Source organism: Brevibacterium senegalense (assembly GCF_000285835.1).
Lineage (GTDB): Bacteria > Actinomycetota > Actinomycetes > Actinomycetales > Brevibacteriaceae > Brevibacterium > Brevibacterium senegalense.
Map to the genome: position 1 here is coordinate 186,397 of NZ_HE978602.1, position 14,707 is coordinate 201,103.

11 protein-coding genes are annotated in these 14,707 nt (G+C 71.9%); 2 read left to right on the forward strand and 9 right to left on the reverse strand.

Annotated elements, in window-relative coordinates:
* Positions 1–30: 30 nt before the first annotated feature.
* Positions 31–1,995, reverse strand: coding sequence for a M13 family metallopeptidase (locus HGBR_RS06690; RefSeq protein ID WP_019158564.1), 1,965 nt, complete (start codon positions 1,993–1,995; stop codon positions 31–33).
* Positions 1,996–2,153: 158 nt separating this feature from the next.
* Between HGBR_RS06690 and HGBR_RS06695 the strand changes: the two genes are divergently transcribed.
* On the forward strand, positions 2,154–2,867 hold the full coding sequence (locus tag HGBR_RS06695) for a copper resistance CopC family protein (RefSeq protein ID WP_019158565.1): 714 nt from the start codon (positions 2,154–2,156) through the stop codon (positions 2,865–2,867).
* A gap of 126 nt (positions 2,868–2,993) precedes the next feature.
* Here HGBR_RS06695 and HGBR_RS06700 read toward each other — a convergent pair whose 3' ends face one another.
* The 7 genes from HGBR_RS06700 to scpC form a co-directional block, all read right to left on the reverse strand.
* Complete coding sequence (locus tag HGBR_RS06700; RefSeq protein WP_019158566.1) at positions 2,994–4,130, reverse strand: glycerate kinase; 1,137 nt, start codon at positions 4,128–4,130, stop codon at positions 2,994–2,996.
* Between the two features lie 230 nt (positions 4,131–4,360).
* The gene (locus tag HGBR_RS06705) at positions 4,361–5,656 is read right to left on the reverse strand and encodes an MFS transporter (RefSeq protein WP_019158567.1); all 1,296 of its coding nucleotides are present in this window, start codon (positions 5,654–5,656) and stop codon (positions 4,361–4,363) included.
* Positions 5,657–5,707: 51 nt separating this feature from the next.
* Positions 5,708–7,348 carry a phosphoglucomutase (alpha-D-glucose-1,6-bisphosphate-dependent) gene (gene pgm, locus HGBR_RS06710; protein WP_019158568.1) on the reverse strand — a complete coding sequence of 547 codons (1,641 nt, stop codon included), beginning with the start codon at positions 7,346–7,348 and terminating at the stop codon, positions 5,708–5,710.
* A gap of 80 nt (positions 7,349–7,428) precedes the next feature.
* Complete coding sequence (locus tag HGBR_RS06715) at positions 7,429–8,730, reverse strand: hypothetical protein (protein ID WP_019158569.1); 1,302 nt, start codon at positions 8,728–8,730, stop codon at positions 7,429–7,431.
* Between the two features lie 7 nt (positions 8,731–8,737).
* Positions 8,738–9,064 carry a rhodanese-like domain-containing protein gene (locus HGBR_RS06720; RefSeq protein ID WP_026077398.1) on the reverse strand — a complete coding sequence of 109 codons (327 nt, stop codon included), beginning with the start codon at positions 9,062–9,064 and terminating at the stop codon, positions 8,738–8,740.
* A gap of 122 nt (positions 9,065–9,186) precedes the next feature.
* A complete protein-coding gene (locus HGBR_RS06725; protein ID WP_019158571.1) occupies positions 9,187–11,076 on the reverse strand; it encodes an AMP-binding protein in 1,890 nt (629 codons plus the stop codon).
* A gap of 182 nt (positions 11,077–11,258) precedes the next feature.
* On the reverse strand, positions 11,259–12,764 hold the full coding sequence (scpC, locus tag HGBR_RS06730) for a succinyl-CoA:acetate CoA-transferase ScpC (protein WP_019158572.1): 1,506 nt from the start codon (positions 12,762–12,764) through the stop codon (positions 11,259–11,261).
* Positions 12,765–12,829: 65 nt separating this feature from the next.
* On the opposite strand from scpC, the gene HGBR_RS06735 reads away from it, so the two are divergent.
* Positions 12,830–13,687, forward strand: a complete 858-nt coding sequence (locus HGBR_RS06735; protein ID WP_019158573.1) for an acyl-CoA thioesterase — start codon at positions 12,830–12,832, stop codon at positions 13,685–13,687.
* Between the two features lie 163 nt (positions 13,688–13,850).
* Here the strand turns inward: HGBR_RS06735 and HGBR_RS06740 are convergent, their stop codons facing one another.
* A complete protein-coding gene (locus HGBR_RS06740) occupies positions 13,851–14,633 on the reverse strand; it encodes a crotonase/enoyl-CoA hydratase family protein (RefSeq protein ID WP_019158574.1) in 783 nt (260 codons plus the stop codon).
* Positions 14,634–14,707: the final 74 nt, after the last annotated feature.

Sequence of the window (14,707 nt, forward strand, 5' to 3'; positions counted from 1 at the left end):
GCCCTCGTCCGTCTCACGGGAGCGCGCGGGTCACCAGATCGAGACGCGCTCCTGGGGCGCCAGCCACATGCCGTCGCCCTCCTGCGTCCCGTAGACCTCTGCGAACGCGTCCATGTTCTTGACGATCTGGTTGCAGCGGAACTCCTCCGGCGAGTGCGGGTCGACGGTGAGGCGGCGCCGGCGCTCCTCGTCGCGCATCGCTGTCTGCCACGCGCGGGCCCACGCCTCGAAGAAGGTGCGACCGTCCTGGGCCGTCACCTCCGCGCCGCGGGCGGCGGTCCGCGTCTGCAGCGCCGTCCACGCGATCGACAGACCGCCCAGATCGCCGATGTTCTCGCCGATCGTGAGCGCGCCGTTCACGTGGTCGTCCGGTCCCAGACCGCGGGGCACCAGCACCTCGAACTGGTCGATGAGCGAGCGCGTCTGCTCGTCGAAGCGCGCGCGGTCCTCCTCCGTCCACCAGTCCGTGAGCGTGCCGCGGCCGTCGTAGCGCGAGCCCTGGTCATCGAACCCGTGCCCGATCTCGTGGCCGATGACCGCGCCGATCGCGCCCAGGTTCTGCGCGTCGGAGGCCTCCGGGTCGAAGAACGGCGGCTGCAGGATCGCTGCGGGGAACACGATCTCGTTCATGACCGGGTGGTAGTACGCATTGACGGTCTGCGGGGTCATGAGCCATTCGGTCCGGTCGATGGGCTGTCCCAGTCGGCCGATCTGTCGGTCGTGCTCCGCCTGGGCGGACCGGCGGACGTTGCCCACGAGGTCGTCCGCGCGGATCTCCGCGGGGTACTCGCGCCAGCGGTCCGGATACCCCACCTTGGGGGTGAAGAGTCGCAGCTTCTCCAGCGCGCGACCCTTCGTCTCCTCACCCATCCAGTCGAGGGTGCGGATCGAGGAGTCGTACGCGTCGATGAGAGAATCGACCAGTTCCGCGATCGCGTCCTTCGAGGTGCGGGGGAACTCCTCCTCGACGTAGATGCGGCCCACCGCCTCGCCCAGCAGCGACTCGACGAGGCTCACGCCGCGCTTCCACCGGTCGCGCACCTGCGGGACGCCGGAGAGGGTGCGGCCGTAGAAGTCGAAGTTCGCCTGCAGCACCTCGTCCGCCAGATAGGGCGCGAACGCCTGGACGGTGCCCAGCATCGCCCACGCCTGCAGATCCGCCAGCGGGGTCTCCGCCCACACCTCGCCCAGGCCGGACAGGAAGCTGGGCTCGCCGATGATGACGTGCGGGACATCCGCCGCGCCCACCCCCTCGAGCCACGTGCCCAGGGCGAAGGCCCCGGCCGTCTGGGCGGCCTCGGCGGGGGTCATCCGGTTGTAGGTCTTCTGCGCGTCGCGGGTCTCGACGACGTCCCAGTGGTGCTTCGCCAGGCGGGTCTCGAAGTCCATGACCGCCTGGGAGATCTCCTGGGCGTCGCGGCCCGTGCGCGCGTCCACGCCGGTGAGGGAGACGAAGCGGGCCAGGTGATCCGTGTACTGGGTGCGGACCTCCGCGTGCTGGTCCTCGCGGTAGTAGGACTCATCCGGCAGGCCCAGCCCGCCCTGGTGGACGTAGAGGACGTAGCGGTCCGGTTCCTTCGCATCCGCGGACACGTAGGCGGCCAGCACGCCCGGCCCGCCCGCGCGCTCCAGCTGCGCCAGCACGCGGACCAGATCGTCGTGGTCGGTCGCCGCGGCGATCGCGTCGAGATCTCCCGCCAACGGCTCCAGGCCCAGGGCCTCGACCCGGTCCTCGTCCATGAACGAGGCGTAGAGGTCCGCGACCTTCCGCGCCTCCTCCCCGCCCTGGCCGCCCGCATGGGTGATGATGTCGCGGACCTTCTCCTCCGCCGTGTCGAACAGGCGGCGGATGACCCCGTCAGCGGCGCGGTCGTCCGGGATGACGTGCGAATCGATCCAGTCGCCGTTGACGTGGAGGTAGAGATCGTCCTGGGGACGGACGGCGGTGGAGCCCTGCGGGGTCCCGGTGGTCTCTGCGCTGTGCTGTGTCGTCATGCCCCCACACTAGGTCGTCGGCCCCGCCGCGTCGCACCCTCCGCCCGCCCGGAGACGGCCCCGGGGATGAAGTTCCCAGGCTCATCGGGGATGATTGCGGGGTGTCCGGCCGCCCACAGGCGGTGCGGACGGACAGACGTTCATCCTGAGGAGGAATCGTGTCCCTGCGCTCTCGCACGTCTCCGCGCTCCCGCGCGCTCGCACTGGCCGTGGCCGGTCTGCTCATGCTGTTCGGCCTGACCGCGGGGCCCGCGGCGCAGGCGCATGATCAGCTGGTCGGCTCGAACCCGGAGGAGGGTGCGGAGCTCGACGAGCAGCCCCAGTGGATCGAGATGGACTTCAGCGGCGAGATCCAGGACGTGGGCACGGAGGTCCAGGTCCTGCAGGACGGCGGCGACGACGTCTCCGCCGGCGAGATCACGGTCGAGGGCACCACCGTCTCCTCCGCGCTGCCGGACAACCTGACGCCGGGTACCTACACGGTGCAGTGGCGGGTCGTGTCCTCCGACGGCCACCCCATCTCCGGTGAGTTCGACTTCACGCTCACGGACGCGGTGGGCGCCGGTCAGGACGGCGAGGGCGACGAGGCAGCCCAGGGCGAGGACGGCGACGGCGCCGCAGAGCTGGGCGGCGCGGCCGTCGACCAGCCGGAGGACGGCGCGCAGGACCAGGGCTCGCTCAGCGAGGACGCGGACTCCTCCGGTCTGTCCACCCCCATGATGATCCTGCTGGGCGTGGGCGGTCTGGCGATCGTCGTCCTGATCGTCATGCTCCTGACCCGCAAGCAGAAGGGCCTGCCCGGCACCCCGGGCAACCCGGAGACCGGCGACAAGCCGGCGGGCTCCGACAAGCCGGGCACGCCCAAGGAGTGACCTCCACCCGCCCCTGAGGCCGGAGCCGGCTGACGGCCGGACCGGCTCACCCTGGACGGCCCACCCCGGACACGACGACGCCCGCGGAGCACACGCTCCGCGGGCGTCGTCGTGCGTGCGTGCCGCTCAGCCCCCCAGACGCCGAGCCAGCTCCGCGCCCGCCTGTGCGACGACCGGCTGGGGGTCGCGCAGGCACGTCTCCTCCGGAGCCAGGGAGCGCAGCTCGATGATCCCGGTGACGCCGGGGGAGTCGTCCGCGGTCAGCTCGGCCGCCCCGCACACGACCCAGACGGGCAGCCCCGCCTCGCGTGCCCGGTCGATGACCTCGCCGGGTCCCTTCCCGTGCAGGGTCTGCGCATCGAAACGGCCCTCGCCGGTGACGACCAGGTCTGCCGCCGCCAGTGCGTCCGCGAAGCCCACGAGCTCCATGATGTAGTCCGCCCCCGGGCGCATCTGCGCGCCCAGCACGGTCATCGCGCCGAACCCGGTGCCTCCGGCCGCACCCGCGCCCGGGGTGAGCGCCAGGTCCTCGACGGTCGTGCCCTCCGGCAGCAGCGCACCCAGACCCGCGGTCTGCGCCAGCCGGTCGCGGAAGTGGGCCAGGGCGCGGTCCAGGAGGGCGACCTCGGTGGGTTGCGCACCCTTCTGCGGCCCGTAGACGGCGGCCGCCCCCACCTCGCCCAGCAGCGGGTTGTCGACGTCGCTGGCGAGGATCACCTCAGTGCCGCGCAGACGCTCGTCCAGACCCGTCAGGTCGATCCGGTCGACCTCCAGCAGGCCCAGCCCGCCCGGTGGCACCGGCTGGCCGGAGTCGTTCAGCAGCTGCGCGCCCAGCGCGGTCAGCATGCCAGCGCCGCCGTCCGTCGACGAGGAGCCGCCCACCGCCAGCACGATCCGGGTGCAGCCGGCGTCCAGCGCGGCGGTGATGACGGCCCCGGTCCCGTGGGTGCCCGCGTTGAGCGCGGAGTCGCGGGACGGGGTGACGAGGGCGAGGCCCGAGGCCTGGGCCAGCTCGACGAGGGCGGTGTCGCCGGAGCGCGCCCACTGGGCCTCGACCGGGTGTCCCAGCGGACCGCCCACGGTCGTCGTGCGACCCTCGAAGCCCGCGGCCAGCGCTGCGGCCACGGTGCCGTCCCCGCCGTCGGCGATCGGCACGGACGCGACGGTGTGCCCGGCGTCCGTGAGAGCGGGGGTGAGTGCGGTCGCGACCTGGGCAGAGGTGAGGGTGCCCTTGAACTTGTCGCAGGCCAGGAGGATGTGCATGATCTCCACCCTATCGGGGCGGGGCGGGGCGGGTGACCGTGACCCACGACGCCGTGGCCCGGTCCGCCGCATCGCGTCTCGTCCACGCGGAGCGCTGTGCGTCCCGTGGACGTCATGCCATGACGGCCACACATGTTTCAGCGTGACCGCCACGGTGCACTCAGTGTAGCGGAGGAGTCCGCGGCTGTCGCCACGGAGAGTGAACGCGTTCGTGCAGGTGGGGACGCAGGTCAGCGGCCCGGCTGAGTCTCGTCCGGGGAACCGTCGCCGGTGGGTGGCGGGACGACCGCCGGGATGGAGGCGGTGTCGATGGTCTCGCGGCGGGGACGGTGCGGGGTGACGGTGCGTCCCGGGTCCATCGCCCGCAGCCCGGCCCCCGCGATCACGAGAGCCGCGGTCGAGCAACCAGCCACGATCCAGATCGCCTCGTGGGCACCCAGCCGCTCGATGACGCTGCCCGCTGCGGCGGACCCGATCGCCACCCCGAACCCCAGCGCCGTGGAGATCCACGCGAGCGATTCCGTGAGCCGCTCCGGCGGGGCGAGGGTCTGGATGACGGAGCTGACGGCGATGAGGCTGGGCGCGATGCCTACGCCCACGACGAAGAGGAGGATCGCGAAGAGCACCATGTCGTTCGCCAGGAGGAGCAGCCACGACCCGGCGGTCAGCACCACCAGCATGAGCGGGAAGCGGAAGCGGGCCTGCAGCCGCCAGTCCATCGCGCCGTACACGGCGCCGGCCAGCAGAGACCCCGCTGCCAGGGCGCTCAGCGCGATGCCCGCGAAGGCCTTCGCACCCTGCTCATCGCCGAAGCCCACGGCGATGACGTCAATCGCGCCGAACACGACGCCCAGGAACACCTGGCAGACGACCGCGACGAAGATGCCGGGATGCGTGAGCACACGGCCGGACCGGTCGACGGACCGACCGCGGGGCACCGGCTCCGTCGCCTTCTGCGGGTAGAACAGCAGGGCGCCGGCCAGAGTCGCGACGCCGGAGATGAGCACGCCGGCCGGTGCGATCCACAGGGTCGCCAGGGCCGTCACGACGACGGGGCCGGTCACGAAGAGGATCTCGTCGGCCACCGCCTCCCAGCTGAACGCGGTGTCCAGCTGCCGGGAGCTGACGACGATCGCGTTCCAGCGGGCGCGCACCAGCGAGCCCAGGCTGCCCACCGAGGCCCCGGCCAGTCCCGCACTGAGGAAGACGGTCCCCACCCACCAGTCCAGGAGCACGGACGCCAGCAGACCGCTGAGGGCGACGAGGTGGATGCAGACGACGGGCACCATGACCCGCGCCTGACCGTGCGCGTCGACGAGGCGGGCGATGAGCGGATTCGTGATCGCCTGGACGACCATGAACACGCTCGTGACGAGGCCCGCGATCTCGTACGAGCCGGTCTCGCCCTGGATGAAGAGCACGATGCCGATCCCCAGGACAGCGATCGGCAGACGGGCGACGAGCCCGGCGAGGGAGAACCTGAGCGCCCCGGGCAGCGCGAAGATCTCCTGGTACATCCGCAGCATGAAGGTGATCCTACGACCGCCGTGGGAGTCCGGAGGACACGAACGCCGGTGTCAGGCCAGGGCCGCGTCGACGACGGCGCGGGCCTCGGCCTGCACCTGCGCCAGGTGGTCTTCGCCGCGGAAGGACTCCGCGTAGATCTTGAAGACGTCCTCGGTGCCGGACGGCCGCGCCGCGAACCACGCGTGCGCCGTCCGCACCAGGAGCCCGCCGATCGCCTCGCCGTTGCCCGGCGCCTCCGTGCGGATCTCCTCGATGGGGTCGCCCGCCAGCTGCGTGCTCGTGACGTCCGCGGCGCTGAGCGTCCCCAGCGCCGCCTTCTGCGCGGGGGTGGCCGGTGCGTCGACCCGTGCGTACGCGGTGGTGCCGTGCTCCTGGGCCAGCTGCGCGTACCGCTGCGAGGGGGACCGCCCGGTGACGGCCAGGATCTCCGCCGCCAGCAGGCCCAGGACGATGCCGTCCTTGTCCGTCGACCACGTGCCGCCGTCGCGGCGCAGGAACGACGCGCCCGCGGACTCCTCGCCGCCGAACGCGACGGTGCCGCCCAGCAGCCCGTCCACGAACCACTTGAAGCCCACGGGGACCTCGAAGAGTGAACGCCCCGCCGCACGGGTCACCCGGTCGATGAGTGCGGAGCTCACCAGTGTCTTGCCGATCCGCGCCGCCTGCGGCCAGTCCGGCCGGTGGGTGAGCAGGTGATCGATCGCGACGGCCAGGAAGTGGTTGGGGTTCATGAGGCCCGCGTCCGGGGTGACGATGCCGTGGCGGTCCGCGTCCGCGTCGTTGCCCAGCGCCAGGTCGTAGTCGTCGCGGGCGGCGATGAGGGAGGCCATCGCCCACGGCGACGAGCAGTCCATCCGGATCTTCTCGTCCCAGTCGAGGGTCATGAACGAGAAGGTGGGGTCCAGCTCCGGGTTCACGACGGTGATGTCGAGGTCGTAGGTCTCGCCGATCGCCACCCAGTAGTCGACCGCGGCGCCGCCCAGCGGGTCCGCGCCGATCCGGATGTCCGCACCCCGGATCGCGTCCATGTCGATGACGGCGCCCAGGTCGCTCACGTAGGCGTCGAGGTAGTTGAAGTTCGTCGTGTTCTCCAGGTGGAACGCCCGCTGGAACGCGGTCCGGGGGATCGACTCCCACCCCTGCTCCAGCAGCTCGTTGGCGCGCCGCTCGATCCACGCGGTCACGTCCGTCCCCGCCGGACCGCCGTGGGGCGGGTTGTACTTGATGCCGCCGTCCTGGGGCGGGTTGTGGCTGGGGGTGATGATGATGCCGTCGGCGGTGCCGTGGGCCCCCGCCCGATCGCGGTTGTGCGCGAGGATCGCATGCGACACCACCGGCGTGGGGGTGAAGCCGTCCCGGTCGTCGATCATCGCGGGCACGTCGTGGGCCGCCAGCACCTCCATGACGGTGAGGAAGGCGGGTTCGGACAGAGCGTGGGTGTCGCGCCCCACGAAGACGGGACCGGTGAAGCCCTGCTCGCGGCGGTAGTCGACGATCGCCTGCGTCGTCGCGGCGATGTGCGCCTCGTTGAAGGACCGGCGCAGACTGGAGCCGCGGTGCCCCGATGTGCCGAAGGTGACCCGCTGCTCTGCGACACCCGGGTCCGGAACGAGGTCGTGGTAGGCGTCCAGGAGGTCCGGGATGTCGACGAGGTCGCGGTCCTCCGCCTGCTGGCCTGCTCTGTTCTCCATGCTCACACTATGCACAGATCCGGGGGCCACCGGGGCGAAGTTCTCGCATAGTGGCCCCCGGATCTTGCGGGAGTGGTCGCTCAGTCCCGGATGCAGCCGCGGCCGGAGGTCATCCGGTCGATCATCCCGGTCGCGGCGGTCCCGCCCACCACGTCGATCGTGTAGCGGTTCCCGTCGTCCGTCACGAGTCCGGGGTCCTCGCCCTCCCGCACGTAGGGTGCGTCCGCGACGTCCAGCTGTGGGTGCTGCTCCATCGTGCTGCCCGGCTGGACGGCGGAGCCGATCGTGACGGCCTGCGGCATGTCGCCCAGCTCCGCCTCCCAGGCCAGGCAGGTGCCCACCCAGTCCGGCTCGCCGTCCGCGGGGGAGTAGAGCGTGACGCGGAAGCCGTCCCACTCCTTCGTCTCCGAGCGGTAGCCCTGGTGGTCGCCGGTCTCCGCGAACTCGGAGGACTCGTCGACGGGGTCGCGCAGGAACTCCGCGATCGCGTCGAAGGTCTGAGCGTCGTCCAGATCCTCCTCGCCCACGATGACGCCGTCGTCGCCGTCCGCCGCGATCACGAGGGTCTCGTCCGGGCGCGGCACTGTCTCGAGGATGTCCTCCGAGTGCACCAGCTGCCGGATCGCCCCCGCCTCGTCGTCCCACTGGACCGTCGTCCAGCTGCGACCGCTGGGGGTGTCCGTGTCGCCGTCCTGCGCCTCGCGGATGAAATACCGGTAGCCGTCCCCGTTGCGCAGGCTCGAGTGGACCAGCGCGGTGCCGATGCCGGCGGGCTCGCGCAGCTGGATGTCCGCGGCGGAGGAGGCCACCGCCTCGCCGCCGGAGGCACCGCCGCCGTCGCCGTCCTCGTCCAGGATGTCCCCCGCCGTCACGAGGCCCACGATCTGCATGGCGTCCTGGGTGCCGCCCACGATGAGCTCGCCGGAGTCCAGCAGCGCCTCCGCACCGCTGGGCGCGTCCCCGCCCGTCGCCTCGCAGCGGAAGGGGACGGACGCGTACACCCGGCCGCCGGGCCCGATCTCCAGGTAGGTGGGCGCTCCCGTGATGGTGAGCTCGACCTCGGCGCCCATGTCCGTCAACTCGTCCGTGGGGTCCGACGGGGTGAAGGCGGACCGGCTGCCCTGCACGGTCACCGGGCCGTCGTGGTGGCAGGCGGTGAGCCGGTCGTAGGTCGTCGCACCGAAGTCCAGGTCCAGGTCGCGGGAGACGGCCGCCGGGTACTGGTCCCCGGCCTCCGCCGTCGCCGAGGCCGTGGTCGTCGGCTCTGCCGCCGCGGCCGTCTCCTGGGGCTGGGGATCGGAGGAGGGGATGCAGGCGGACAGCAGCAGGAGTGCGGCGGCAGCGGCGGCGGTCGCCGCGGCGGGTCGGAGGCGGTGGTTCATGCGCGCGTCACATCACCCAGGGCTCGTCATCGCCGTCCGCGACGATCGGCTTGCCGTTGTCCAGGTTCCACGACCCCATGCCGCCTGACACGTCGATCGCGTCGAAGCCGTTGGCGTTGAGCCACGCGACGGCCTGGCGCGATCGACCGCCCGTGCGGCAGATGACGTAGACGTCGACGTCGTAGGGGAGTTCCCCGTAGCGGGCGGGCAGGTCCGCCAGCGGGATGTGGAGGGCGCCGTCGATGTGGCCGGCCGCCCACTCGTCGTCACCGCGGACGTCGAGGATGGGCGCACCGTCGGGGATGTCGTGCACAGAAGCTGTGGGATTGTCCATGCGCCCAGTCTAGGAGGACCGCCCGCAGTGCGAACGGGTCGCGGTGTTGCGGTTCGGCAACCGATGCCGTCCCGCGGGGACCGCGCGGCGGGGAGCCGCCCGTGCGCCGGAGTGCCCAGGGCTCAGAGGCGCGTGCGCAGCTCCGTCTTGAGCACCTTGCCCGCAGCCGAGGTGGGGAGTGCGTCGACCAGGTGGACCTCGCGGATCTTCTGGTATGGCAGCACCTGCCCCGCGAACCAGTCCATGATCTCGACGGCCAGGCCCGTGTCCTGGGCACTGCCCACCCGATCGTCGGATCCGGCAGCGGCGGGGGCGGCGGCCTCGGCGGCTGTCGCAGAGGTGACCGCCGCGGCCAGGGCAGTCGGCACGATGAAGGCGACCGGGATCTCGCCCACGTCCGCGTCCGGGCGTCCCACGACGGCGGCCTGCGCGACGCGGGGGTGGGCGGTCACGATGTCCTCCAGCTCGCGGGGGTACACGTTGTAGCCCTTGTAGAGGAGCATGTCCTTCGCGCGGTCGTGGATGCGGACGAAGCCCTCGTCGTCGATCGAGGCGATGTCACCCGTGCGCAGCCAGCCGTCGACGTACTGGGCGGCGGTGAGTTCCGGGGCGCCGTGGTAGCCGTCGGTGACCTGGGGGCCGTGTGCCCAGAGCTCGCCCTCGGTGCCGGTGGGGAGGACCTGGGTGCCGTCGGCGCTGCGGATCTCCACACGTGTGTCCGGGATCGGCACGCCCACAGTGCCGGCACGGCGCAGGCCGGCGGGTGTCAGGTCCGAGGCGGTGACGATGCACGTGCCCTCCGTCAGCCCGTAGCCCTCGCCCACGATCGCGTTCGGCATGACCTGCGCGATGCGCGCCAGCGACGTCGCGTCGAGCGGTGCGGCGCCGGACAGGGCGGCGCGGATGGAGGTCGCCTGGCGGCCGGTCGTCGCGGAGTGCGCGGCGAGTGCGAGGTACATGGGCGGGTTGCCGGAGGTGTACTGGGCCTGCCAGCGGTCGCACAGGTCCAGGAACGTGTCCGGACGGAATCGGCCGGTCAGGACGGTCGTGATGCCGCCCAGGACGAACATCGCCAGGCTCGAGATGCCCTGCGCGTGGAACAGCGGCGGCACCTGGATGGAGACCCCCTCGCCCGGCTGCAGGAGCGGTGCGCCCAGCCCCTCGATCGGTGCGAGGGCCAGGTCGCCGTCCGCGTCGCGGACGACCCGCGAGTGCAGGCGCCACGCGGCGGCCTGCGTGAGGTTGCCCAGGACGTTGCGGTGGAGGACCCGCACGGCCTTCGAACGGCCGGTGGTGCCGCCGGTGAACTGGAAGTGCGCGACCTCCTCCCGGTCGACGATCACGGGGGCGAAGGCGGTGGGGGTACCGGCGGTCTCGGCGGAGGAGGTGTCTGCAGAGGTGCCGGCGGCGGTCGGGTTCGGCGTGGAGAAGGCGACGAACACGGGCTGGGCCGGATCGGAGGTGAGGGAGCGGGCGATGGTGACCTCGGCCTCGGCGGCGGGGCCGGCCCACGACGGCTCCGTCACGAGCACGCGGGTGAGGCCCGCCTCCGGGGCGGCCGCACGGGCGGCCTCGAGGTGCGCGGGGTGGACGATCAGCAGGTGCGCGCCGGCGTCGGTGAGCTGGCGGGCCAGCGCGGGCGCCGGCTGGAGGGGGTTCACGAGTGTGACGGCGGCACCGGTGAGCAGGGCGCCGAAGTACGCGACCGGGAAGTCGAGGACGTTGGGCAGCTGGATGCCCACGACGCGGCCGGGGCCGGCGCCGTCGGCGGCGAGCCGGGAAGCCAGGTGGAGGGCGCGGTCGCGCAGCTGGGCGAAGGTGATGGTGTCCTCGCCGTCGACGAACGCGATGCGGTCGGGGACGCGCTTCGCGGCGGACAGGAGGATCTCCGGCGCCGCGGCCGGGACGTAGTCCAGGGCCCGGGGCATGTGCGCGGGGTAGTACCCCGGCTGGGCGCCGGGGGTGGCGGTGCCGGTGGGAGTGGTGGCTGCGGCTGTGCCCGTGGTCGTCATCGATCCTCCGTGTCCTGCGTCCGCGCGAGGCCGCGCGTCAGCCTCCGAGCATAGGACTGTCTGATCGTTCGATCAAGACGGGGTGCGGCCACCACTCAGCGCGACACGCCGCAGTGGTGTCCGACGGGACCGCGGCCGCCGGGGTGCGTCGGGCACGCAGGGTGTGCGTCGCGGACGCACCCTCACATGCGACCGGTCGCGGCGGCGCGCTGGTGCCAGCTCAGTGCCTCGTCCAGCAGGTGCGGGGCGTGGCGCGCAGAGGGGTTCGCCGCGTAGGCGCGGTCGTGGTAGTCGTGCAGCCGGTCGCGGAAGTCCGGGTGGGCGCAGTTGTCGATGATCCGGCGGGCGCGCTCGTTGGGTGCGGTGCCGCGCAGATCCGCGATGCCCTGCTCCGTCACGATGACCTGCACGTCGTGCTCCGTGTGGTCGACGTGGGGGACCATCGGCACGATCGCGGACAGGGCACCGCCCTTCGCGGTCGACGGGGAGACGAAGAAGTTGAGGAACGCGTTGCGGGCGAAGTCGCCGGAGCCGCCGATCCCGTTGATCATCGTCGAGCCGTTCACCTCCGTGGAGTTCACGTGGCCGTAGATGTCCGCCTCGACCATCCCGTTGATCGCGATGACGCCCAGGCGGCGGACGATCTCCGGGTGGTTCGACATCTCCTGGGTGCGCAGGAGGATCCGGCCCTTGTACGACTCGATGTTCTCGTTGAACCGCTCCGCCGTCTCGCGGGTGAGCGAGAACGCGGTCGCGGAGATCGAGTCGAGCTTGCCCGTGTCCAGCAGCGCCAGGAGGTTGTCCTGGATGACCTCGGTGTACGAGGTGAGGTGCTGGAACTCGGACTCCGCCAGGCCCGCCAGCACCGCGTTCGCCACGTTGCCCACACCGGACTGCAGCGGCAGCAGGTTCGCGGGCATCCGGCCGGCGGACACCTCGTGGCGCAGGAAGTCCAGGAGATGGTCGGCCATCGCGCGCGAAGCCTCGTCCAGAGCTGCGAAGGCGTTGTCGCGGTCCGGGGCGTTCGTCCGCACGATCGCGACGACCTTGTCCGGGTCGACGCGCAGGTAGGGGTCGCCGATCCGCTGCAGGGGGTCCTGGATCTCGATGGGCCTGCGGTGGGGCGGCAGCTTCGTGCCGTAGTAGACGTCGTGGAAGCCCTCGTACTCCCGCGGATGCCACTCGTTGACCTCGAGGATGACGCGGTCGGCGAGGTCCAGCCAGGTCTTGTTGTTGCCCACGGAGCTGCCCGGGACCAGAAGGCCGTTGGGCAGGATCGCGGCGACCTCGACGACGGCCACGTCCAGGTTGCCGTGGAACCCGAACCACACCTGCTGCGCCAGGTGCGACAGGTGGATGTCCGTGTACTCGACCTCGCCGGCGTTGATCTGCTTCCGCAGGGTGGGGTCCGCGACGAACGGTGCGCGCTTCGCGATGCCGTTCACCCGTGCCAGCTCGCCGTCGACCTCCTCGCCCGTGGACGCGCCGGTCAGCAGCGAGATCCGGAAGTCCTCGCCGCGGTCGTGCGCCGCTTCGATCCGATCCGCCAGCGCGGCGGGGACGGCCTTGGGGTGGCCGGCGCCGGTGAACCCGCTCATGCCCACGGTGTCACCGGGGCGGATGTGGGTGGCCGCCTGCTCCGCGGTGGTAACTTTCGAAGCCAGAGCCGAGTCGGTGATGCGCGTCATGCCCGCATTCTCTCAGCGCGCGTTCAGGACGACGAATCGCCGGCGGACCCGGAAGGACCCCGCACATGCTCGATGCCCTGCTGACGCTCACAGAAGTCGGCCCGGACTCGTTCACGGGAGAGCCGCGGCCGGGGTCCCGGCTGCCCAAGACCTTCGGCGGGCAGTCGTTCGCCCAGGCGCTCGCCGCGGCCTGCAGCACGGTGGATCCGGCCAGACCGCCGGTGTCCGCGCAGGGGCTGTTCCTGTCCGCCGGCGACACGGAGGGGCGGATCGGCTTCGACGTGGAGCGGGTGCGCGACGGCCGGTCGATGGACATGCGCGCGGTGCAGGCGCATCAGGGCCACCGGCAGATCCTGCGACTCACGGCCGCGTTCCAGGACCCGGTCGACGGGTTCGCGCACGCCGTGCCCGCGCCGCAGGTCCCGGCCCCGCAGGACACGCGTCCCATCGCGGATGTCATGGAGCAGTACAGTTCGCTCGATGCGTCCGGCTGGCGCACGGAGTGGGCGTTCCTCGACCTGCGCTACGTCGAGGGGAACCTCATCGACCCGTCACCGGACGAGGGGCGCCAGCAGATGTGGCTGCGCCTGCCCGAGGCCGGAGAGACCCGTGCGCAGCCGTGGCGCCTCCGCTGCGCCCTGGCCTACGTGAGCGACTTGGGGCTGCTGGCCGCATCCCTGGTGCCGCACGGGCGGATGCTGGGAGCGCCGGACATCCCGCGCGCCACGCTCACCCACTCGGTCCACTTCCACGCGGATCCTGAACCGGGCGGCTGGATCCTCATCGATCAGCGATCGAGGTGGGCAGGCGGCGGCCGCGGCCTGTCGGAGTCGACGCTCTACTCGGAGGACGGGACGCCTCTGGTGTCGTGCGTCCAGGATGGCCTCATCCGGCAGCGGAAGCCCCGGCCCCAGTCGGGCTGACGCCCGTGGGCGTCCCGGCCCCAGTCGAGCTGACGGTCCCGGACGTCCCTCTCCGGTCCGTCCCGATCCGAAGCCTCGGATTCGACAACGGCCCGGTTCCGACCATGCGGAACCGGGCCGCGGCCTCGGCGGGTGTGAGCCTGTCAGGTCACGTGTTCACAGCTCACTTCCCGGTCCACTGGGGCGCGCGCTTCTCCGCGAACGCCCGCGACCCCTCCTTCGCGTCCTCGGAGGTGAAGACGTCCGCGATGAGCGGAGCCTGCTTCTCCCACATCTCGTCCTGCGTCCAGTCCTGGGACTCGGTGATGACCTGCTTGGACACCTGGACGGCCAGCGGCCCGTTCGCCGCGATCGTCTGGGCGAGCTCCAGCGCGCCGTCCAGGGCCTTGCCCTCCTCGACGATCGTGTTGACGAAGCCGTTGGCCTTCCCGAACTCCGCGGGGTAGAGGTTCCCCGTCAGCGCCATCTCCATCGCGACCGCGCGCGAGGTGCGCTGCGGCAGGATCGTCACGCCACCGGCCGCTGCGACCAGGCCGCGCTTGACCTCCGGGACGCCGAACTTCGCGGTGTCCGCCGCGACGACCAGGTCGCAGGCCAGCATCGTCTCGAAGCCGCCGGCCAGGGCGTAGCCCTCGACCGCCGCGATGAGGGGCTTGCGGGGCGGGGCCTCCGTGAGCGCCAGGAAGCCGCGCCCTTCGATCGACGGGCGCTCGCCCCGCAGGAAGCCCTTGAGGTCCATGCCGGAGCAGAAGGTCCCTCCCGCGCCGGTGATGATGCCCACGAACAGGTCGTCGTTCGCGTCGAACTCATCGAGGATCGTCGCCATCTTCTGCGCCATGGCCTGCGAGGCGGCGTTCTTCGCCTCGGGACGGTTGAGGGTGATGATGAGGACGTTCCCGCGGACCTCGGTGAGGACCTCGGCCTGGGTCTCCTGGTTCTCCGACATGCGTGCTCCTTCGCTTCGAATGCATCGACCGTTCCATCGACGTGGTGGTGTGCGCGGCCGACCCCGCGGGTGCG